Source organism: Aquabacterium sp. CECT 9606, assembly GCF_918741295.1.
Classification (GTDB): domain Bacteria; phylum Pseudomonadota; class Gammaproteobacteria; order Burkholderiales; family Burkholderiaceae_C; genus Aquabacterium.
This window is the reverse complement of sequence record NZ_CAKKNB010000004.1, coordinates 289,551-310,959: the sequence shown is the minus strand read 5'-3', so window position 1 is coordinate 310,959 and position 21,409 is coordinate 289,551. Positions and strand designations below refer to the sequence as shown.

At 63.9% G+C, this 21,409-nt stretch carries 20 protein-coding genes and 1 tRNA gene; 7 read left to right on the top strand and 14 right to left on the bottom strand.

Features of this window, described 5'->3' with window-relative positions; translation table 11 throughout:
* Positions 1 to 79 precede the first annotated feature (79 nt).
* Positions 80 to 1,165, bottom strand: coding sequence for a porin (locus LQ232_RS18710; protein ID WP_230181906.1), 1,086 nt, complete (start codon positions 1,163 to 1,165; stop codon positions 80 to 82).
* Between the two features lie 181 nt (positions 1,166 to 1,346).
* On the opposite strand from LQ232_RS18710, the gene ruvB reads away from it, so the two are divergent.
* The gene (gene ruvB, locus LQ232_RS18705) at positions 1,347 to 2,432 is read left to right on the top strand and encodes a Holliday junction branch migration DNA helicase RuvB (RefSeq protein WP_230181905.1); all 1,086 of its coding nucleotides are present in this window, start codon (positions 1,347 to 1,349) and stop codon (positions 2,430 to 2,432) included.
* Positions 2,433 to 2,440: 8 nt separating this feature from the next.
* Here ruvB and LQ232_RS18700 read toward each other — a convergent pair whose 3' ends face one another.
* The 8 genes from LQ232_RS18700 to LQ232_RS18665 all read right to left on the bottom strand — a co-directional run bounded on the left by LQ232_RS18700 (position 2,441) and on the right by LQ232_RS18665 (position 9,375).
* On the bottom strand, positions 2,441 to 2,680 hold the full coding sequence (locus LQ232_RS18700) for a sulfurtransferase TusA family protein (RefSeq protein WP_230181904.1): 240 nt from the start codon (positions 2,678 to 2,680) through the stop codon (positions 2,441 to 2,443).
* 41 nt (positions 2,681 to 2,721) lie between these two features.
* Complete coding sequence (gene cysM, locus LQ232_RS18695; protein ID WP_230181903.1) at positions 2,722 to 3,624, bottom strand: cysteine synthase CysM; 903 nt, start codon at positions 3,622 to 3,624, stop codon at positions 2,722 to 2,724.
* Positions 3,625 to 3,713: 89 nt separating this feature from the next.
* Positions 3,714 to 4,730 carry a tetratricopeptide repeat protein gene (locus tag LQ232_RS18690; RefSeq protein ID WP_230181902.1) on the bottom strand — a complete coding sequence of 339 codons (1,017 nt, stop codon included), beginning with the start codon at positions 4,728 to 4,730 and terminating at the stop codon, positions 3,714 to 3,716.
* Positions 4,731 to 4,816: 86 nt separating this feature from the next.
* Positions 4,817 to 4,901, bottom strand: a tRNA-Leu gene (locus LQ232_RS18685).
* 21 nt (positions 4,902 to 4,922) lie between these two features.
* The gene (locus LQ232_RS18680; protein ID WP_230181901.1) at positions 4,923 to 6,194 is read right to left on the bottom strand and encodes an amidohydrolase family protein; all 1,272 of its coding nucleotides are present in this window, start codon (positions 6,192 to 6,194) and stop codon (positions 4,923 to 4,925) included.
* Complete coding sequence (gene upp / locus LQ232_RS18675) at positions 6,194 to 6,835, bottom strand: uracil phosphoribosyltransferase (protein WP_230181900.1); 642 nt, start codon at positions 6,833 to 6,835, stop codon at positions 6,194 to 6,196. The genes LQ232_RS18680 and upp overlap by 1 nt, the downstream gene beginning before the upstream one ends.
* 9 nt (positions 6,836 to 6,844) lie before the next feature.
* Positions 6,845 to 8,122 carry a DUF1688 family protein gene (locus tag LQ232_RS18670; protein WP_230181899.1) on the bottom strand — a complete coding sequence of 426 codons (1,278 nt, stop codon included), beginning with the start codon at positions 8,120 to 8,122 and terminating at the stop codon, positions 6,845 to 6,847.
* Positions 8,123 to 8,127: 5 nt separating this feature from the next.
* A complete protein-coding gene (locus tag LQ232_RS18665; protein ID WP_230181898.1) occupies positions 8,128 to 9,375 on the bottom strand; it encodes a GTP cyclohydrolase II in 1,248 nt (415 codons plus the stop codon).
* Positions 9,376 to 9,575: 200 nt separating this feature from the next.
* On the opposite strand from LQ232_RS18665, the gene LQ232_RS18660 reads away from it, so the two are divergent.
* Positions 9,576 to 10,205: a rhomboid family intramembrane serine protease gene (locus tag LQ232_RS18660; RefSeq protein ID WP_230181897.1), complete on the top strand. Its 630-nt coding sequence runs from the start codon at positions 9,576 to 9,578 to the stop codon at positions 10,203 to 10,205.
* On the opposite strand, the gene LQ232_RS18655 is transcribed toward LQ232_RS18660, so the two are convergent.
* The 5 genes from LQ232_RS18655 to LQ232_RS18635 all read right to left on the bottom strand — a co-directional run bounded on the left by LQ232_RS18655 (position 10,199) and on the right by LQ232_RS18635 (position 16,496).
* Complete coding sequence (locus LQ232_RS18655; protein ID WP_256450105.1) at positions 10,199 to 11,164, bottom strand: DMT family transporter; 966 nt, start codon at positions 11,162 to 11,164, stop codon at positions 10,199 to 10,201. The genes LQ232_RS18660 and LQ232_RS18655 overlap by 7 nt on opposite strands.
* 83 nt (positions 11,165 to 11,247) lie before the next feature.
* Positions 11,248 to 11,763, bottom strand: a complete 516-nt coding sequence (gene lspA / locus LQ232_RS18650) for a signal peptidase II (protein ID WP_230181896.1) — start codon at positions 11,761 to 11,763, stop codon at positions 11,248 to 11,250.
* Between the two features lie 2 nt (positions 11,764 to 11,765).
* Positions 11,766 to 14,630, bottom strand: coding sequence for an isoleucine--tRNA ligase (gene ileS, locus LQ232_RS18645; protein ID WP_230181895.1), 2,865 nt, complete (start codon positions 14,628 to 14,630; stop codon positions 11,766 to 11,768).
* A 127-nt stretch (positions 14,631 to 14,757) separates the two neighbouring features.
* Complete coding sequence (locus tag LQ232_RS18640; RefSeq protein ID WP_230181894.1) at positions 14,758 to 15,744, bottom strand: bifunctional riboflavin kinase/FAD synthetase; 987 nt, start codon at positions 15,742 to 15,744, stop codon at positions 14,758 to 14,760.
* Positions 15,745 to 15,767: 23 nt separating this feature from the next.
* On the bottom strand, positions 15,768 to 16,496 hold the full coding sequence (locus tag LQ232_RS18635) for a pseudouridine synthase (protein WP_230181893.1): 729 nt from the start codon (positions 16,494 to 16,496) through the stop codon (positions 15,768 to 15,770).
* A gap of 298 nt (positions 16,497 to 16,794) precedes the next feature.
* On the opposite strand from LQ232_RS18635, the gene LQ232_RS18630 reads away from it, so the two are divergent.
* The 5 genes from LQ232_RS18630 (at position 16,795) to gltK (ending at position 21,400) form a co-directional block, all read left to right on the top strand.
* Complete coding sequence (locus LQ232_RS18630; RefSeq protein WP_256450104.1) at positions 16,795 to 17,694, top strand: glutamate/aspartate ABC transporter substrate-binding protein; 900 nt, start codon at positions 16,795 to 16,797, stop codon at positions 17,692 to 17,694.
* Between the two features lie 108 nt (positions 17,695 to 17,802).
* The gene (locus tag LQ232_RS18625) at positions 17,803 to 18,885 is read left to right on the top strand and encodes a type II asparaginase (protein WP_230181892.1); all 1,083 of its coding nucleotides are present in this window, start codon (positions 17,803 to 17,805) and stop codon (positions 18,883 to 18,885) included.
* Position 18,886: 1 nt separating this feature from the next.
* The gene (locus LQ232_RS18620) at positions 18,887 to 19,927 is read left to right on the top strand and encodes a porin (protein ID WP_230181891.1); all 1,041 of its coding nucleotides are present in this window, start codon (positions 18,887 to 18,889) and stop codon (positions 19,925 to 19,927) included.
* A gap of 40 nt (positions 19,928 to 19,967) precedes the next feature.
* Complete coding sequence (locus LQ232_RS18615) at positions 19,968 to 20,705, top strand: amino acid ABC transporter permease (RefSeq protein WP_230181890.1); 738 nt, start codon at positions 19,968 to 19,970, stop codon at positions 20,703 to 20,705.
* A gap of 11 nt (positions 20,706 to 20,716) precedes the next feature.
* Positions 20,717 to 21,400: a glutamate/aspartate ABC transporter permease GltK gene (gene gltK / locus LQ232_RS18610; protein WP_230181889.1), complete on the top strand. Its 684-nt coding sequence runs from the start codon at positions 20,717 to 20,719 to the stop codon at positions 21,398 to 21,400.
* Positions 21,401 to 21,409 lie beyond the last annotated feature (9 nt).

The following is a 21,409-nucleotide window of genomic DNA, read 5'->3' as shown; positions in this document are numbered from 1 at the left end:
CAAGGAACAACAGCCACAAGTGGACAGGCGTGAAAAAAGGGGCCGAAGCCCCTTTTAAATTCAACCGGTCAAGCCTTGATCAGAAGGCGTGAGCAACACCGAAGGCGATGCCGCGCGAGCTCTTGCCCAGCGTAGTCAGCGCCACACCAGACACGTTCAGGTTGGCCAGCGATTCGTTGTTCACGTTGGTCGCCAGACCATACACCGAAGTGCGCTTGGACAGGTTGTACACCGCCTTGATAGAGGCAATAGTGGCATCGTCATGGTCAGAATTAGACGGGGCAAAACCGACGTTGCTGGCCTGAGACAAGCTCGCTTGCAAGCTGAAGTTCTCGGTGATTGGCACGCCGACACGGATACCAGCCAAGCTCAAACGATCAGCACCAGTCACTTGGCTTTCTGTGTCGTAATAACCAGTCAACTTCAGAACGCCAAAGTCATAGCCGACATATGCCAGAGTTGCGTTGCCCTTGCTACCGACGTTACCAACCGCAGTCGCAGTGGCAGGAATGCTTGCAGTTTCATCCTTGGCCGACAAATAACCAACACCAGCAAAGAAAGGACCAGCCGCATACTTGATGTTCAGACCATATGCCTTGCCAGCATCAACGCCAGACAACTCTGTACCAGTGGCCGCAGCAGTGCCGACTGCGGTCGAGTACTGCAATTGAGCCGTCAGGCCTGGCAAGAATGTGGGCAGCAGGTAGGTGATGGCGTTATCAACGCGGCGATAGCTGTCACCAGCGCGGGTCTTGGCGATCTTGAAGTCGTCATAGGCTTGAGCGCCCAAAATCTTGGTGTCGCCAGCCAGAGCGCCGATCGACGAATCAATACGACCCAGGCGCAGTTCGCCGAAGCCGCCTTGCAGACCAACCCAGGCAGCACGATCGAAGAAGCGAGCGGTGCCGCCGCCGTTTGCGCCCGTGTCAGATTTGACAGCGGTTTCCAGAGCGAAGTTGGCACGCAGGCCGCCACCCAGGTCTTCGGAACCCTTGAAACCCAGACGTGAGGTGGCCAGGTTGTCGGACGAAACACGGGTCACGCCCTTGTCACCCTTGACGTTTTCGATCGAAGCATCGACCACGCCGTACAGGGTGACGGAAGATTGGGCGAAAGCGCCCGAAGTAGCAGCCAGAGCAGCGATCGCCAGCAAAGTCTTTTTCATTGAATTCTCCAAAGTTGAACCAGAGGCCTCAGCGACGGTGCAAACAGCAGCCCGCCGAAACTCATTGAATTGCAACAGACTTTAGCGATCGATGTGATGACAGGGTTGTCATAAACCCCAATCCAAACGGCCTATCGTTGCTCAAAGGCAACACCACCAAGAAGCCGGATAATCGACGCCCATGAGCATTCAAACCGATGACTTTGGAAGTTCGGCGCGGCCCAAGGCTGCCACGATCCCTGCGTTCGATGCCCCGCGGGTGGTCGCTGCAGGGGTGACTTCCCCGCATGAGGACGCTCTGGAACGGGCATTGAGGCCCAAGGATCTGCACGAGTACGTGGGCCAGACCAAGGCACGCGAGCAACTCGAGATCTTCATTGGGGCGGCACGCAAGCGGGGTGAAGCGCTTGACCACGTGCTGCTGTTCGGCCCCCCAGGCTTGGGCAAGACCACGCTCAGCCACATCATCGCCACCGAGCTGGGCGTGAACCTGCGCCAGACCTCGGGGCCCGTGCTGGAAAAGCCGAAGGATCTGGCCGCGATCCTGACCAATCTGGAACGGCACGACGTGCTGTTCATTGATGAAATCCACCGCCTGAGCCCCGTGGTCGAGGAAATCCTGTACCCCGCGCTGGAGGACTATCAGATCGACATCATGATCGGCGACGGGCCGGCGGCGCGCTCGATCAAGCTGGACCTGCAGCCCTTCACGCTGGTGGGGGCCACGACGCGTGCCGGCATGCTGACCAATCCGCTGCGCGATCGCTTCGGGATCGTGGCGCGGCTGGAGTTTTACACCGCCGAAGAGTTGCAGCGCATCGTGACGCGCTCGGCCAAGTTGTTGAATGCGCCCATTGACGAGCAGGGGGCGCTGGAACTGGCACGCCGGTCGCGTGGCACGCCGCGCATTGCCAACCGCCTGCTGCGACGAGTGCGTGACTATGCTGAGGTGAAAGGCGATGGCCGCATCACTCGCCAGATGGCCGACCTGGCCTTGGCCATGCTGGATGTAGACCCTTTGGGCCTGGACGTGATGGACCGCAAGCTGCTGGAGGCGATCATTCACCGCTTTGATGGCGGGCCAGTGGGCCTGGACAACCTGGCGGCGGCCATTGGCGAAGAGCGCGAGACGATCGAGGATGTGATCGAGCCTTACCTGATTCAGCAGGGTTTTTTGCAGCGCACGCCACGGGGGCGCATGGCCACGGCCTCGGCGTTCAGGCACCTGGGCCTGAATCCACCATCGGGGCCTGAGTTGCTGCTTTAGCGCCGGATTCAGCGCCGGCGCAGGAAGTGGGTGTATTCCTCTTGGTCGCCGTTGCGCTTGGTCTGTTGATCAACCAGGTCGTTGCCGGTCTGGCGGGCAAAGGCCTGGAAGTCACGCACCGAACCGGGGTCGGTGGCCCAGACCTTCAGCACCTCGCCACTGTGCATGTCCGACAAGGCCTTTTTGGCCTTGAGGATGGGCAACGGGCAGGTCAGGCCTCGGGCGTCAAGTTCCTTGTTGATGTCCATGAATGGTCCTCGTGATGTGGGTGATTCTAGACACTCGGGCTTCAGGCAGGGAACACGCCCGTGGACAGATACCGGTCCCCGCGGTCACAAACCACGAACACGATGGTGGCGTTGCTCACCGCTTGGGCCAGTTGCAAGGCCACCCAGCAGGCGCCGGCCGCCGAGATGCCGCCAAACAAACCTTCTTCGCGGGCCAGGCGGCGGGCCATGTCTTCGGCATCAGATTGGCTCACATTGACGGTTTCGTCCACGCGGGTGGGGTCGAAAATCTTGGGCAGGTAGGCCTCGGGCCATTTGCGGATGCCTGGGATGCGCGAGCCTTCGCTGGGCTGGGCACCGACGATGCGCACGGCCGGGTTCTTTTCCTTGAGGAAGTGCGAAACGCCGGTGATCGTGCCGGTGGTCCCCATGGCGCTGACGAAGTGGGTGACTTGGCCTTGCGTGTCGGCCCAGATTTCGGGGCCGGTGGTTTCGTAGTGGATGCGCGGGTTGTCTTCGTTGGCGAACTGGTCGAGCACCAAGCCTTTGCCGTCGCGCACCATCTGGTCGGCCAGGTCGCGGGCGTATTCCATGCCGCCGCTTTTGGGCGTGAGGATGAGTTCGGCGCCGAAGGCCTTCATGGTCTGGGCGCGCTCGACGCTGAGGTCTTCCGGCATGATCAACACCATGCGGTAGCCGCGGATGGCGGCAGCCATGGCCAGGGCAATGCCGGTATTACCCGAGGTGGCCTCGATGAGCGTGTCGCCAGGTTTGATCTGGCCGCGCTCTTCGGCGCGGCGGATCATGCTGATGGCGGGACGATCCTTGACAGAGCCAGCGGGGTTGTTGCCTTCCAGCTTGGCCAGGATGACGTTGCCGCGTGCGTCGTTCTCGGCGCCGGGAATGCGTTGCAGGCGCACCAAGGGCGTTTTGCCAATGACGTCTTCGAGCGTGGGGTAGTTCATCGTGTCAAACAGGGTCAGCGGTGTGCATTGAACCTGCATTGTCGCAGGCGCGGGATAGTCGCTGTGCGGACTCGGCCTTGTGGTCGCAGTCAGTGTGCGGGCGGCTGCCAGTTGTCGGCTTCGGCTTGTGCGGCAGCGCGCTGATCACTGCTCAGAAAAGACTCCAAGTGAGCCCGAAATGGGACAACCCTGGGATCAGCGCCGGTTTTCACAGGCAAGAGAAGCCAGAAATAGGCCTTTTGATGATCTTGTGGCACGCCACGGCCTATCGCATAGGCGAGTGCCAGATTGGTTCGCGCACTGGCAAGCCCCTGATCGGCCGCCAGGCGAAGCCAATAGAGGGCTTGCGGTTCATCAATGGCAATGCCGCTTTGCCCCGTGAGCAACATGGTCCCCAGCATGTCTTGCGCATCGGCAAGCCCCTGCGCCGCTGCCTTGCGAATCCAAAACAGGGCGGATTCAGAATTTTGTGGAACCCCCTGTCCCGACAAGTACAGCCCGCCTAAATTGCGCTGCGCGTTGGCAAGCCCCTGGTTGGCTGCTTGCAGATACAGCGCATAAGCCAGACGGTCATCCCGTGGAACACCCCGCCCTGTCGCGTAGCTGACCCCCAGATTGTCTTGCGCATTCGCCAGCCCCTGCTCGGCACTTTTGCGAAACCAGATGACCGCCTGCTCATCGTCCTTGGGTACGCCTTTGCCATCGCGGTAAAACACGCCAATGTCGTGTTGTGCAATGGCATTGCCTTGATCTGCGGCCCGCCGAACCCAGAAAAATGCTTGCTGATCATCCTGCTGAACACCTTGACCTGCAAGATACATGGCACCCAGGTTTCGCTGTGCATCCACGAGCCCCTGCTCCGCCGCCTTGCGAAGCCATGAAGCCGCCAAGCGATCGTCTTTCTGAACATCCGTGCCCAAAATGTATTTGAGAGCCAATGCGGACTGCGCATTGGCATCGCCACGTTCAGCCTGTAACTGCAAGGACGTGAGTTCTGGATTTTCAGCCAACTCATGGCTCGAAGGACCTGGGCCGACTTCCGAATTGGCCCAGGCTGATGCAGCCAGCCAAAGCAGCAAACCAATCCCAATTTTCAAGCGGCTCATGGCCGTCCCCCTGCTAATTCGTCTTAACTACCAAAAGGCAACAAAAAACCCGCCACGCTTGGTCAAGCATGCGGGTTTTGATTGTGTGGTGCCCCGGGCCGGAATCGAACCGGCACCCCTTTCGGGACCGGATTTTGAATCCGGCGCGTCTACCAATTTCACCACCAGGGCGCTGATGTGAGGGGTAGGAGTTTAGCACAGAAAGTCGACGCTTCCCGGGCGACCAGGCAGGGTCAAGGCGGCCACGCTGGGGGGTGTCTGGGCCACGATCCGGCCCTGTCGAATGACGTGCAAACGGGTGGCGCGCAAGCGGATGGCTTCCACTGGATTGCGGGCTTGCAGAACGAGCAGGTCGGCATTGCAACCCACGTCCAGCCCGTAGCCTGTCAGGCCCAGGATTTTGGCCGGCGTGGTGGTGACGGCCGCGAAGCATTGGCGCATGGCGGCCTGGCTGGTCATCTGCGCCACGTGCAAGCCCATGTGCGCCACTTCCAGCATGTCGCCGCTGCCCATGCCGTACCAGGGGTCCATCACGCAATCGTGCCCAAAGGCGACGTCGATGCCTTGGGCGAGCAACTCGGGCACGCGCGTCATGCCTCGGCGTTTGGGGTAGGTGTCGTGCCGGCCTTGCAGGGTGATGTTGATGAGGGGGTTGGCGATGGCCGCCACGCCGGCTTCCTTGATCAGGGGCAACAGCTTGCTGACGTAGTAGTTGTCCATGCTGTGCATGGAGGTGAGGTGCGAGCCAGCCACCCTGCCCTGCATGCCCAGGCGTTGCGCGTGATAGGCCAGGGTTTCGATGTGGCGGGACATTGGGTCATCGGTTTCGTCGCAATGCATGTCGACGCGCAGGCCGCGTTCGGCGGCGAGCTCGCAGAGGATGCGGACGGACTCGGCGCCGTCTTGCATGGTGCGCTCAAAGTGGGGAATGCCACCGACCACGTCCACGCCCATGTCCAGGGCGCGCTTCAACTGGACCAGGGCGTTGTGGCCGCGCAAGACGCCATCTTGCGGGAAGGCCACCAATTGCAGGTCCAGGTAGGGTTTGACGCGTTCGCGCACGTGCAGCAAGGCCTCCACCGCCAGCAGCTTGGGGTCGCACACATCAACGTGGGAACGGATGGCGAGCAGGCCCTTGGCCACAGCCCAATCGCAATAGGCCATGGCGCGGTCCACCAAAGCGTCTTGCGTCAGTGTCGGTTTGAGTTCGCCCCACAGCGCGATGCCTTCCAGCAAGGTGCCCGATTGATTGATGCGGGGCTGCCCATAGCTGAGGGTCGAGTCCATGTGGAAATGGGCATCGACGAAAGGTGGGCTGACGAGTTGCCCGGCCACGTTGATCTCTTGCGCGGCGGGTGTGGACAGGGCCGGCTGCACGGCGACGATCCGCCCACCGAGGATGCCGATGTCCTGGTCTGACTGGCCATCAGGCAGGGTGCAATGTCGAAGGATGAGGTCCAGCATCAGACGGTGCCAAAGATCCGATCCCCTGCGTCGCCCAGGCCAGGCACGATGTAGCCGTGGTCGTTGAGGTGGCTGTCCAGCGAGGCGGTGATGATGGGCACATCAGGGTGGTGTTTGAGCATGTTGGCCACGCCCTCTGGCGCGGTCAGCAGGCACAGCAGCTTGATGCTGGCGCAGCCGCATTCCTTGATGCGATCGATGGCCGCGACGGCCGAGTTGCCGGTGGCCAGCATGGGATCGACGACGATGACCTGGCGCTCGGCGATGTCATTGGGCACCTTGAAGTAGTACTCGACCGGCTCCAGTGTGCCAGGATCACGGTACAGGCCAATGTGGCCAACACGGGCCAGCGGCAGCAAGGACAACAGGCCATCAACCATGCCGTTACCAGCCCGCAGGATGGAGACCAGGCACAGCTTTTTGCCACTGATCACCGGGGAATCAAACGTGGTGATCGGGGTGGGGGTGGCTTGCAGCTCGGTGGGCAGATCACGCGTGGCCTCGTAGGCCAGCATCTGGCTGACTTCGCGCAGGAGGCTGCGAAAGCTCTCGGTGTTGGTGTCCTTGTTGCGCAGCCAGGTGAGCTTGTGCTGCACCAGGGGGTGGTCGATGACCATGAGGTTGGGGAAATCGTGGGCCATGTCTCGTCCTTAAAAAACGGTGCCGTCGCTTTCGATGTGCACTGGTGGCACGCCGCCCGGGCGCTTGGCTTGGGCGATTTTGCGCCCAGCCGCCCAGGTGCCGCCTTCCAGCACGCGGGCCAGGGGAAATTGCTCCATGCTCAGGCCCAGCTCGCCACGCACCGCTTCGGCCAGGTGATCGAGCACGGCCACGGTCAGGGCCCGCCATTCCACGATGGGCTCGGCATCCACCGTCCAGCGCTGGGTGTGGAAGGACCGGTCGCGGGCCTGCAAAACGCCAAGATCGAGCAGCAAGCCGCCATTGCGGTATTCGGGCAGGCCGGTCAGCTCGTCCAGGTCGGTGATGGTCAGGCCGGCGTCTTCCAGGGGCTCCAGCAAGGAGTAGGTCAACCACTGGCTGAGCTTGTGGAAAGGCACCCAACCGTCCGGGGCTTGCGGGTGATGCCAGCAGTCGCCCAGATTGACGCCCGCGAGTTGGTGGCGCCCGGACCAGATGTCACCCAGGGTGTTGAGCAACACGGCCAGCACGGCCGCCGCCTTGATCTTGCCGGTGGGTGCATGGCGAAAAAAAGTGTCGACCAAATGGCCCGGACGCAGCAGGCCCGGCGCATCAGGGCGGCCATAGACATCGGGGTGCTGCTCCAGTGCCAGCGAGAGCCGGTGCAGCAAATCGGCTCGGCCTTCCAGGCCGACCAGGGGGTTGTCGGCGCGAACCTGCAAGGCGCGCCCCACCGCCTGCGCGTCCACCTGGGCCAAGGCCTGGGCATCGGACCGGGTCGGGTGCAGCGGATTGCTGGACAAGGCGCCCTTGGCCCACCAACGCAAACTGGCCACGCCCAGGCCTTCGGATCGGGTCAAGGTCTGCCCCGTCTCCATGTCGGCATAGCTCCAGGCGGCACCGGCACCGGCATCCAGCAAGACGCTGATGACGACCAGGTCGACCCTGGCCCTGGCACGCTCCAGGCGCGCCGTGTGGCCGTCCAGGCCGTGCTGGTGGGCGACCATGGCCCAGCGGTCCAGGCCGCCGGCCTCGAAGTGGCGCCATCGGCTGTGGTACGGCACCTGCAAATCCGGGTAGCGCTCGCGGATCACACCGGCCACGTAGGCAGCGGCCACGGCCATGCGCTCGGGGTGCCATGTGAAATGGGCGGACTGCCCGGCTTGGGCGGCTGCCATCAAGGCTGAGGCGCTGCGCCGAACCGCTTGCGCGGTCAACAATGATTCGGGCGTGGGCAAAGGTGAGGTGCCACCCTGCCCTGCCCTGCGAACTGGTGCGTGCATGTTCATGACGGTCATTCCATCAACCCGCGCCCCTTGGGCAGGGCCAGTTCGGTCGCATCCGGGGTGTAGTGCGAGAAATAGCCGGCGGCTTTCTTGGCGTCCATCTCGACTTGCGCATCGGCGGGGATCAGCTCTTCGGGGATGGGCACGCGCTCGATCACCTCGATGCCTTGCTCGACCAGGGCGCCATGCTTCATGTCGCTCATCGAGGCCCAGCGGTCGATGCGCTTGATGCCCAACCAATGGAACACGTCGGGCATCAGTTGCTGGAAGCGCATGTCCTGCACGCCGGCCACGCACTCGGTGCGCGCGAAGTAGGTCTCGGCGCGGTCGCCGCCCACCTGGCGCTTGCGCGCGTTGTAGACCAGGAACTTGGTGACCTCGCCCAGGGCCCGACCTTCCTTGCGGTTGTAGATGACCAGGCCGACGCCGCCTTGCTGCGCCATCTCGATGCACACCTCGATGCCATGGGCAAGGTAAGGCCGACAGGTGCAGATGTCGGAGCCAAACACGTCAGAGCCATTGCATTCATCGTGAACCCGGCAGGCCACCTTGGTGGACGACTGGCCCAGCTTGGCCACATCACCGAAGAAGTACAGCGTCATGCCGCCGATGGGTGGCAGGAAGACCTTGAGATCAGGCCGCGTGACCAGTTCAGGGAACATGCCGGCGGTCTGCTCAAACAGGTTGCGTCGCAAGGCGCTTTCCTTGATGCCGAAGCGCTCGGCCAGGCCGGGCAAGTGCCAGACCGGGTCGATGGCCGCCTTGGTGACTTTCACATCCCCATTGGCTGCCAGGATGTCGCCATCGGGCTTGAGCCTCCCGGCCGAGATCGAGGCCACCAACTCGGGCATGTTGATGTGGGCCTTGGTGATGGCGATGGTGGGCCGCACGTCCATGCCGGCCGAGATCTGCTCGGCGAAGGCCACCGAGACCATGTGGCCCCAAGGATCCAGCGAGACGATTTTTTGCGGATCCGCCCACTGTGGGTGCGGCCCGATGGTTTCGACCGGCGCCGTGTTGGTGAAATCGGGCTTGTGGTCGCGCTGCAAGGCACCCGAGGCCACGGCCAAGGCGCGGTAAACGGAATACGCGCCGGAATGGGTGCCGATGACATTGCGCTGTGCCGGGCTGCCCACACTGGCCACCAAGGGCCCTCGCTCCGCCGCAGTCGGCGCCCCCCAATGGACTGCGGTGGGGCTGCCGGGCCCGCCGCCGTGGCGGGTGGGGTGCGACGTGAGCACGATGTGGGCGGACATGGTCGTGGTCTCCAGCGGTGATGGCGCCGTCGATGTGCGGTGCCTGGTTCAAACCATAGCGAGTTACGTGCCAGCATGCTGTGACCGATTGCCGACACAAGCCCGAAATTGAAGCTTCAGCCACGATCAATCGCGGCGAACGAGGTTGTTCAAGGGGCTCTATGATGCGGATCTGTTCAGCCCCCACCTTTCGTGACCGCATGCCTCCATTGCCACCGATCACCCAGGCGCTGTTGCTCATCAACGTTGCCCTGTTTTGCATAGACGAAGCCCTCGGACATGTTTTGTCTTACTGGCTGGCCTTGTGGCCCCTGGAGTCAACCCAGTTCTACCCCTGGCAGTTGGTGACCTATGGCTTCATGCATGGTTCGCTGACGCACCTGTTCTTCAACATGATGGGCATCTGGATGTTCGGTGCCGAACTGGAGCGAGTCTGGGGACCCAAGCGCTACAGCCAGTTCATGCTGGCCAGCATCTTCACGGCGGCTTTGACGCAATTGCTGATGTCGCAACTGAATGGCTCGATGAACCCCACGGTGGGCATCTCGGGCGGCCTGTTCGGCTTGCTGCTGGCTTTCGGAATGATGTTCCCCAACCGCATCATCGTGCCGTTGATCCCCCCCATCCCCATGAAAGCCAAGATCTTCGTGGCGATTTTCGGCGGGCTTGAATTGATCCTGGGCGTGACGGGCACACAAGCCGGGGTGGCCCACTTTGCCCACCTGGGCGGCATGCTCGGGGGGTGGTTGATGATCCGCTACTGGCGTGGGCAACCGCCCTTCCCGCCCAAGCGCCGGGGTGGCCCGCCGCCCGGCCGACGCACTCATTGAGTTTGCGTGCCGCGTTTGGAGGATGACAGCGCGATGCCCGCCACGATGAGCAGCAGAGCACAGGGGTGGTACCAGCGAGGGAGTTGCCCCAGCAGGATCGCCGCCCACACGGCCGCGAAGATCGGGGTGAGGTTGATGAAGAAAGCCGCCAGGGTCGGGCCCACGGCCTGCACGCCCAAACCCCAGCAGCGGTAAGCCACGATTGAGGGGCCCAAGGCCACGAACACCAGGCCCACGGCCAGCCTCAGCAGTGGCGGCCAGGCATTGATCGCACCGATGGCCGAGGGCACCGGTGTAGCTTGAGTCCCCATTGGAGCGGCCCATTCCAGGCCGCTGCACAACACCGCCCACACCAGCCCGAACAAGATCTGCAGCCACAGGAACTCTGCCCAATCCCAGGCTGGCCTTCGGTCACCCCTCATGGACTGCGGTGGTTTGGCCAGCAACCAGCTGTAGAAGGCCCAGGCCAGGCTGGCCAGCAACATCAACAAATCGCCAGGCACCAATTGCACCTGCAGCAAGGTGCGCCATTGCCCTTGCGCGATGACCAGTAGCACCCCAACCGTGGACAAGGCCGCGCCGCCCCACTGACGGCGGCTAACGGGCTGGCCAAAACACACCGCGCCCACCACCATCATCCACACCGGGATGCTGGCGCCAATGAGCGTGACATTCAAGGGTGTGGAGGTTTGCAGCGCCAGGTACTGCAATGAGTTGTAGGTGCCCACACCCAGGGCGCCGATCACGGCCAGGTAAGGCCAGCGGGCCCACACTTCGCCTGGCCTGCGCCAAACCCGCCAGGCCATGGGCGCCAGCAGCACGGCCACCAGGGACCAGCGCACAGCGTTCATCTGGACAGGGGGCATGAGCCCGACCAGCAGCCGGCCAACCACGGCATTGCCCGCCCACATCATGGGTGGCAAAGTCAAAAGCAGCAGGGTGCGGGCATCGAGTTTCAAGGCGGACCACCAAGGGGTAGCCCGTCATTAGATCAGAGCGCGATCAGGCTTGACGACGGCGGCGCATGACCCTCAGGGGCCGTTCAGCTTTTGCGCACCCGGCGCAATTCATCCAGGATCAACAGGCCCGCACCGATGGTGATGCCGCAGTCGGCCACGTTGAAGGCCGGGAAATGGCCGCCGGGGAACAGCGGCGACATCCAGGACCAATGGAAGTCCAGGAAGTCGACCACATAGCCGTGGATGAGGCGGTCGACCACATTGCCCACCGCGCCCGCCAGGATCAGCGTCAAGGCCCAGGCGAACAGTTTCTGGTGCCCGTGTTGGCGCAGCATGTAGACGATGAAGCCCGCCGCCAGCGCGCCCAGCCCGACGAAGAACCAGCGCTGCCACCCGCCCGCACCGGCCAGGAAGGAAAAGGCCGCGCCCGTGTTATGCGCCCGCACGATGTTGAAAAAGCCCGTGACGTGGCGGCTGTCGCCATGCTGAAAGAAGCCGACGATCAAGGTCTTGGTGAACTGGTCCACCAAGAAGATGACGAGGGCGATGCCCAGCCAGGGCCAGAGGCCCGAGCCGCCGCTTGATTTGCGCGTCGCCATGGTCAAGCCACCTGGCGAGTTTCACCCTCGCCGAACAGGTTGCTGACGCAGCGGCCACACAGGGTCGCGTACTGCGGATCGCTGCCGACGTCGTCGCGGTAGTGCCAGCAACGCTCGCACTTGGTCTGCGTCGAAGGCGTGACCTGCACGGTCAGCGCATCGCCCGTGGCCAGATTGGCCTTGGACGTGATCAGCACGAACTTCAGGTCTTCGCCCAGCGAGGTCAGCAAAGCGTGGTCGGCCGGGCCAGCGGTCACCGTGACCTCGGCCTGCAGAGAGGCACCGACCTGGCCCTGCGTGCGCACGGCTTCGATGTCCTTGTTGACCTGCTCGCGGATTTCCTTGACGCGCGCCCACTTGGGCAGCAGCGCGGCATCCGTTTCGCCGAAGTCCCAATAGGTTTCGGTGAAGATGGTCTCGCCTTGCTTGAGCACTTGCCAGGCTTCTTCGGCGGTGAAGCTGAGGAAGGGCGCCATCCAGCGCAGCATGGCTTGCGTGATCTGGTACAGCGCCGTTTGCGCGCTGCGGCGGGCCAGGCTTTTGGCACCCGTGGTGTAGAGGCGGTCCTTCAGCACGTCGAGGTAGAAGGCGCCGAGGTCTTCGGAGCAATACACCTGCAGCTTGCCGACCACGGGGTGGAACTCGTAGCGCTCGTAGTGGGACAGGATGTCGGCCTGCAATTCGGCGGCGCGCGCCAGGGCGTAACGGTCGATCTCCAGCAGATCGCTGGCGGGCACGGCATCCCTGGCAAAATCGAAGTCAGACGTGTTGGCCAGCAGGAAGCGCAGGGTGTTGCGGATGCGGCGGTAGCCGTCGACCACGCGGGCCAGGATCTTCTCGTCGCCCGCGATGTCGCCAGAGTAGTCGCTCGACGCGACCCACAAGCGGATGATCTCGGCGCCCAGCTTCTTGCTGGTCTCTTGAGGATCAACGCCGTTGCCCAGCGACTTGCTCATCTTGCGGCCTTGGCTGTCCACCGTGAAGCCGTGGGTCAGCAGGCCCTTGTAAGGCGCGCGGCCGTACAGGGCACTGGCCACCAGCAGCGAGCTGTGGAACCAGCCGCGGTGCTGGTCATGGCCTTCGAGGTACAGGTCGGCTTCGGGGCCTTGGGCGTGGCCGGCGTTGGGGTGGCTGCCGAACTCGGGGTTCAGCACGTGGAAGAAGGACGAGCCCGAGTCGAACCAGACGTCGAGGATGTCGGTGCTCTTGCTGTAGTTTTCAGCGTCGGCCCCCAGCCATTCGGCCGGGTCCAGCTTGGACCAGGCTTCGACGCCGCCGGCTTGCACCAGCTCCACCGCCCGGTCGATGAAGGCCATGGTGTCCGGGTGCAATTCGCCCGTCACCTTGTGCAGGAAGAAAGGCAGCGGCACGCCCCAGTTGCGCTGGCGGCTGATGCACCAGTCGGGCCGGTTGGCGATCATGTCGCGCAGACGCACGCGGCCGTTCTCGGGGTAGAAGGCGGTTTGGTCGATGGCGTCCAGCGCGATCTGGCGCAGGGTCTTGTCGGCCTTGTGGGTGGTGAACACGCCCTCGCCTTCGTCCATGCGCACGAACCACTGCGCGGCGGCGCGGAAGATCACCGGCTTCTTGTGGCGCCAGCAGTGCGGGTAGCTGTGGGTGATCTCGCTGGAGGCCAGCAGGCGGCCATGTTCGCGCAGCGTCTCGATGATGACGGGCGCGGCCTTCCAGATGTGCTGGCCGCCGAACAGGGGCAGCTCGGCCTCATACACGCCGTGGCCCTGCACGGGATTCAGGATGTCGTCGAAAGACAGGCCGTGGGCCAGGCAGGACTGGAAGTCGTCCACGCCATAGGCGGGCGCGGCGTGCACGATGCCGGTGCCGTCTTCGGCGCTGACGTAGTCGGCCAGGTAGATCGGGGCTTCGCGGTCGTAGCCCTGGTCCACGTGGGCCAGCGGGTGCTTGAACTTGAGGTTCTCAAGCTTGGCGCCCGTGGTGGTGGCGATCACCTTGACTTGGTCCGGCTCGAAGCCGAAGCGGGTCGAGGCTTTTTCGACCAGCGATTCGGCCAGGATCAGCAGGCCGCGCGGCGTGTCGACCAGGGCGTAGCTCAGTTCGGGGTGCACGTTCAGCGCCTGGTTGGCGGGGATGGTCCAGGCGGTGGTCGTCCAGATGACGGCGAAGGCGTCCTTGCCGTTCAGCGAAGGCAGGCCAAAGGCAGCGGCCAGCTTCTCGGGCTCGGCACTCAGGAACTGCACGTCCAGCGTCTGAGACTTCTTGTCGGCGTATTCGATCTCGAACTCGGCCAGCGACGAGCCGCAGTCGAAGCACCAGTACACCGGCTTCAAACCACGGTAAACAAACCCACGCTCGATCAGCTTCTTGAGCGCGCGGATTTCACCGGCCTCGTTGCCGAAGTCCATCGTGCGGTAGGGATGGTCCCAGTCGGCCAGCACGCCCAGGCGCTTGAAATCGGTGCGCTGCAGGTCGACCTGCTCGCCTGCATAGGCGCGCGCCTTGGCCTGCACGTCGTCGCGGCTCAGGTTGCGGCCGAAGGTCTTCTCGATCTGGTTCTCGATGGGCAGGCCATGGCAATCCCAGCCGGGCACGTACATGGCGTCCATGCCCTTGAGCTGGCGCGCCTTCACGATCATGTCCTTCAGGATCTTGTTGACGGCGTGGCCCATGTGGATCTGGCCATTGGCGTAGGGCGGGCCGTCGTGCAGCACGAACTTGGGCGCGCCGCAACGGGCGTCGCGCAGCTTCTTGTAGATGCCCTGGTCTTCCCACTGTTTGGCCCAGCCCGGCTCGCGCTTGGGGAGGTCGCCTCGCATCGGGAAGGGGGTGTCGGGCATGTTCAGCGTGGCGCGGTAGGCGCTGCCGGCTTGGCTTTTGTCGTCTTGGCTCATGTCGATCTCGGTCCGTGTGGTGGACCTGTGGGCATCTGGGGGGCATCGCCGACCGACTCGGCGTGTGCTGGGGCGACGGAGTGCGGGCTGTCCGCTGGCGCAAGGCCGGCGGATCGGTCAGCCCGCGTCAAATTCGGTCGCGGGTGGTCTGGCGGCCCTGGGCCTGGAAAAAGGCCTTGGCGTCGGAAATGTCCTGCTGAATGGCCGCCTGCAAGGCCTCCAGCCCGTCATAGCGGGCTTCGTCTCGGAGTTTGTGCAGCAGTTCCACCCGGACGATTTTACCGTAGCCGCCTTCAAGGCCCAGATTGGAGGGCCAATCGAAGCAATGGACCTCGAGCAGCACACGGCCGGCGTCTTCCACCGTGGGGCGCACGCCCAGGCTGGCCACGCCGTCCAGCGGCTGCGCGCCCAGGCCGTGCGTGCGCACGACGAAAATGCCTTTGGTGGCCGGTTTCTGGTGGCCGAAGCGCACGTTCATCGTCCGGCAACCCAGGTTGCGGCCCAGTTTCTGGCCGTGGATGACGTGGCCGCTGATGCTGTAGGGACGGCCCAGCAGGGCAGCGGCCTTCGTCATGTCACCCGCCTCCAGCGCCTCGCGCACGACCGAGCTGGAGACGCGCGTGCCATGGACTTCGTAGCTGAGCATGCGGGCCACGTCAAAACCGCGCTGGCTGCCGGCGGTGTCCAGGAAATCGTAATCGCCGGCCCGCTTGGCGCCGAAACGGAAGTCATCGCCGACCAGCACATACCGCGCGTGCAAGCCATTCACCAGTACCTGGTCGATGAATTCATCGGGCGTGAGGCTGGCCAGGCGGCGGTCGAAGGGCAGCACCACGACCTGGTCGATGCCGCAGCGCTGCAGCTCGGACAGCTTGTCGCGCAGGGTGGCGATGCGGGCGGGCGCCAGTTCGGGCTTGCCGGCCTGGGCGGCAAAAAAATCGCGGGGGTGCGGCTCGAAAGTCATCACCGCGCTGGGCAGGCCGCGGTGCTGGGCCTCGTTGCGCAGCAGGGCCAGCATGGCCTGGTGGCCCCGGTGCACGCCATCGAAGTTGCCGATGGTCAGGGCACAGGCCGGCGCCAGGGCCGCATGGTGGAATCCGCGAAAGACTTGCATAAGCGCTTGATTATCCCGCGTCGTCAGGGCAAGACAACGGCCGGGTCTTCGATCCAGCGCCATTGACCAGGCGCCAGGTCGTCGGGGATGGTCAACTGGCCGATCTGGCTGCGGTGCAGGGCCTCGACCCGGTTGCCCACGGCGGCCACCATGCGCTTGACCTGGTGGTACTTGCCCTGGGTGAGCGACAGACGCAGGTGCAGTTCGGACACCATCTCGGCGTGTTCCGCCAGCACGGGCGTCGGGTCGTCGTCCAGCACCACACCCGACATCAATGATTGCACCTGCTGGTCGGTCATGGGGTGCTTGAGCGTGACCTCATACACCTTGGGCACGTTGTGCTTGGGCGAGGTCAGCTTGTGCAACAGCGCCCCATCGTCCGTCATCAGCAGCAGGCCAGTGGTGTCCTGGTCCAGGCGCCCCACGGGCTGCAGGCCGCGGCGGCGCAACGGCAAGGCCAGCAGGTTGTGCACGCCGGGCCAGGCGCCAGGCTTGAGCGAACATTCATAGCCGGCCGGCTTGTTCAGCATCACCAGCGCCTTGACGTGCGTGACCCAGGGCTGGCCGTCGACCACCATCTCCAGCCGGTCTTCCGGGAAGGCCGCGTCCGGATCGTTCACCAACTGGCCCTGCACGCTGACCAGGTCATTGAGGATCAGGCCTTCGCACTCGCGGCGGGCGCCGAAGCCCTGGGCGAACAGGATCTGGTCAAGGGGCTGGTGGCCGGCGGGCAAACGGGGACGTGGGGGCATGGGTCAGGTTCTGGGCAGGGAAAACGAGCTGTTTTCGGCCCGCCATGATGCCACCGAGTCGGGTCAATGGCCCCACGGCGCGCTCCGTTCGGCCGGACGGACAAGTCGGGGGCGCCGAATCCGGAAATCCGTACCCCTGCCGCCAATGTGTGATTTTTTTCACTTTAAATTCAAGCACTTGGCTGAAACGGCCCGTTCGGATGTTGTTGGCACGCGATCTGCGATCACAGAAAGTACTTTCCTGACGAAGGCGCCTGCCTCACGATGGCGCCATCACCAACCAACAAGGGCTCCCACCATGACGAACAAGCTTCTTCGCGCCACGGTCTTGAACCTGTGTCTGGCCTCGGTGGCCATGACCGCGATGGCGCAGTCTTCGCCCACCCTGAAGAAGATCGCGGACAACGGCACCATCGGCCTGGGGCACCGCGAGTCGTCGATCCCCTTTTCTTATTACGACGACAAGCAGCAGGTGGTGGGTTACTCGCATGAGCTGATGCTCAAGGTGGTGGACGCCATCAAGGCCGAGTTGAAGAAACCATCGCTGGCCATCAAGCTGGTGCCGGTGACCTCGCAGAACCGCATCCCCCTGGTGCTCAACGGCACGGTGGACCTGGAATGCGGCTCGACCACCAACAACAAGGAACGCGCCAAACAGGTCGATTTCTCGACCACGATCTTCATCGTGGGCACGCGCCTGATGACACGCAAGGATTCGGGCATCAAGGACTTCGCCGACCTGAAGGGCAAGAACGTGGTCGTCACCGCCGGCACCACCTCCGAGCGCCTGCTGCGCAAGTTCAACGAAGAGTCCAAATCGGGCATGAGCATCATCTCGGCCAAGGACCATGGCGAATCCTTCCTGACGCTGGAAACCGGCCGCGCGGCCGCCTTCATGCTGGACGATGCCCTGCTGTATGGCGAGAAGGCCAAGGCCAAGAAGCCGGACGACTGGGTGGTGGTGGGCAAGCCCATGTCCTTCGAGCCCTACGGCTGCATGATGCGCAAGGGCGACCCGGTCTTCGAGAAGCTGGTCGATGGCGCCCTGACCAAGGCCATGACCTCGGGCGAGGCTGCCAAGATCTACGCCAAGTGGTTCCAGCAGCCCATCCCGCCCAAGGGCCTGAACCTGAACTGGCCTTTGTCCGAGACGAATGCCGCGCTGTTCAAGGCGCCCAACGACAAGACGATGGACTGAGCGCGCCACGCGCCACCGATTCCGCTGTACCGGAACTGAGCTGAAGCCGCGCCCTTCGAGGGCACGGTCTGGGCCGCTGCATTGCCTCATCAACCTGGAGAAACGTCAATGAACCACCGATCCTTCATCCGATGGCTGTCGGCCCTGGGCACCGCCCTGGCCCTTGGCTTCACCCCCCTGGCGCAGGCGCAAGCCGTGAAGAAGGCCCAGGTGGTGATCCTGGCCACGGGCGGCACCATCGCCGGCGCGGGGGCCTCGGCCGCCAACAGCGCCACCTACCAGGCCGCCAAGGTGCCGGTCGACAAGCTGCTGGCCAGCGTGCCCGAGCTGTCGACCCTGGCCGATGTGCGTGGCGAGCAGGTCTTCCAGATCGCTTCGGAAAGCCTCAACAATGAACACCTGGTGACCTTGGCCAAGCGCGTCTCGGCCTTGTCCAAGCAGGCCGATGTCGATGGCATCGTGATCACGCACGGCACCGACACGCTGGAAGAGACCGCCTACTTCCTGACGCTGACGGTGCACACCAACAAGCCCATCGTGGTGGTGGGCTCGATGCGGCCCGGCACGGCCTTGTCGGCCGATGGCGCCTTGAACCTGTACAACGCCGTGGCCACCGCGGCCTCGCCTACCAGCGCTGGCAAGGGCGCCTTGGTGGTGATGAACGACGAGATCAACTCGGGCCGCGACGTGGCCAAGTCGATCAACATCCGCACCGAAGCCTTCAAGAGCCCCTGGGGCGCGCTGGGCATGGTGGTGGAAGGCAAGACCTACTGGTTCCGCGCGCCGGTCAAGCGCCACACGGTGCAGTCGGAATTCGACATCGACAGCATCCCGGTGCTGCCCAAGGTCGAGATCGCCTATGGCTACGGCAGCGCGAACGACATCGCCTACAGGGCCTTCGCGGCCGCGGGCGCCAAGGCGCTGATCCACGCTGGCACGGGCAATGGCTCGGTGGCCGCCCCCGTGGTGCCCGCCCTGCGCGAACTGCGCGCCAAGGGCATCCAGATCATCCGATCGGCTCGCGTGGTCGGTGGTGGCTTCGTGCTGCGCAATGCCGAGCAGCCCGACGACCAGTACGACTGGGTGGTCGCGCACGACCTGAATCCGCAGAAGGCCCGCATCCTGGCTTCGCTGGCGCTGACCCGCACCACCGACAGCAAGGACATCCAACGCATGTTCATGGAATATTGAGATGAAAAACCAGCTTCACACCACCAGCGTCCTGGCCCTGGCCGCCTTGCTGGGCACCACCGCCTTCAGCGCTTCGGCCCAATCGACCGTCACCCTCTACGGCATCCTGGACATGTACGTCCAGTACGGCAAAGGCGACCGCACGGAGACCTCGGTCCAGTCGGGCGGCATCAGCAGCTCACGCCTGGGCTTCAAGGGTTCGGAAGACCTGGGCAATGGCAACAAGGCCATCTTCACGCTCGAATCCGGCATCCTGGCCGACACGGGCTCTTACGCGCAGGGCGGGCTGGCCTTCGGCCGCCAGGCCTGGGTCGGGCTGTCGTCATCGACCTATGGCGCGCTGACCTTGGGCCGCCAATACGTGCCCCAGTACAACACCCTGGACGCGGCCGACCCCTTTGGCACGGGCGCGGGCAGCGCGGCCGAAAGCGGCGTGGTCTCGACCATCAGCCGGGCCAACAACTCGGTGGTCTACACCTCGCCCAAGTGGGGTGACTTCAGCGGCACCGCCATGGTGGCCATGGGCGAAACCACCACGGGCTCGACCAGCAACGGCAACATCTACGCGGGCAGCGTGAAGTACGCGCCTGGTGCCCTGACGCTGGAAGCGGCCGTGAGCCAGTTCAAGCGCGCCACCAACACCGCCCCGGATGTGTACTTCGGCCTGCTGACCGCAGGCTACGACTTCGGCAGCTTCAAACTGACGGGCGGCTACCAGCAGGTCTACAACCTGGGCGGCAACCCCGCACAGGATCGCCAGGAAGCCTTTGCTGGCGTGCTGGTGCCCGTGGGCAAGGACACCTTCAGTGCCGGTGTGGGCGCAGGCAAGGCCAAGGATGTGGATGGCAGCAGCGCCACGCAATGGACCCTGGGCTATACCCACCCCTTGAGCAAGCGCACCAAGCTGTATGGTTTCCTCAGCCACATCAACAATGGCAGCGGCACGGCCTACACCACGACCGCGGCCACGGGCCTGGGCCCGACCACGTCTCTGGGCCGGGACGTGAGTGCCCTGTTGCTCGGCATCAGGCACGCGTTTTGAATAAGCTGTTGTCCACCACACACCCTTGACCGGAGTCGACATGGCCTACCAATGGAACTGGGCGGTTTTTTCACAAGAGACCGCCATGGGCGATGGCAGCACCTACTGGCAATGGATGCTGTCCGGCCTGCAGGTCACCATCACCTTGTCCTTGAGTGCCTGGGTATTGGCCCTGGTGCTGGGCTCATTGATGGGGGTGCTTCGAACGTCTCCGGTCAAGTGGCTGTCGCGGCTGGCCACCGCGTACGTCGAGTTGCTGCGCAACATCCCGCTGCTGGTGCAGTTGTTCATCTGGTACTTCATCGTGCCCGAGTTGCTGCCCGTGACCTGGGGCAATGCGATCAAGCAGTTGCCGCCCAGCGCGCAGCAGTTCGGCGCGGCATTCATCTGCCTGGGCCTGTTCACCAGCGCGCGGGTGAGCGAGCAGGTGCGCTCGGGCATCCTGAGCCTGCCGGTGGGCCAGACCCGCGCCGGCCTGGCCTTGGGTTTGACCCTGCCGCAAACCTACCGCCATGTGCTGCTGCCCATGGCCTTCAGGCTGGTGGTGCCGCCGCTCACATCCGAGTTCCTGAACATCTTCAAGAACTCGGCCGTGTGCTCGACCATCGGCCTGCTGGAGCTGGCCGCGCAAGGCCGGCAACTGGTGGACTACACCGCGCAGCCGTATGAATCCTTCATCGCCGTGACCTTGATGTACGTGCTCATCAACATCATCGTGATGGCCTTGATGCACCAACTGGAACGCAAGGTCAAAGTGCCTGGCTACCTCGGCTCCTGAAAGGCAGCACCATGGCTTACGAATTCGATTGGTCTTCCATCCCCAACGCCCTGCCATTTCTGGCGCAAGGCTTGGCGGTGTCGCTGGAAATCACCGCCACCGCGCTGGTGGTGGGCATGGTCTGGGGGACCGTGCTGGCGATGATGCGCCTGTCATCGTCCGCCCCGCTGCGCTGGTTCGCGGCCGGCTATGTGAACCTGTTCCGTGCCGTGCCGCTGGTGATGGTGCTGCTGTGGTTCTTCCTGGTGGTGCCGCAGTTGCTGACCGGCTTCTTCAGGCTGGATCCAGGCACCGATGTGCGCATGACATCGGCGCTGGTGGGCTTCGCGCTGTTCGAGTCCGCTTACTACGCCGAGATCATCCGTGCGGGCATCCAAAGCGTGTCCAAGGGGCAGATGGCCGCGGCCTCGGCCTTGGGCCTCAGCTATGGCCAGACCATGCGCCTGGTCATCCTGCCGCAGGCCTTGCGCAACATGGTGCCCCTGCTGCTGACGCAGGCCATCGTGCTCTTCCAGGACACCTCGCTGGTCTACGTGTCCTCGCTGGCCGACTTCTTCGGCACGGCCTACAAGGTGGGCGACCGCGATGGGCGCCTGGTCGAGTTGCTGCTCTTCGCGGGCGCCGTGTACTTCGTGCTGTGCTTCAGCCTGTCGCGGCTGGTGCAGTACCTGCAACGCCGCATGGCCCACGCCTGAACAAGCACC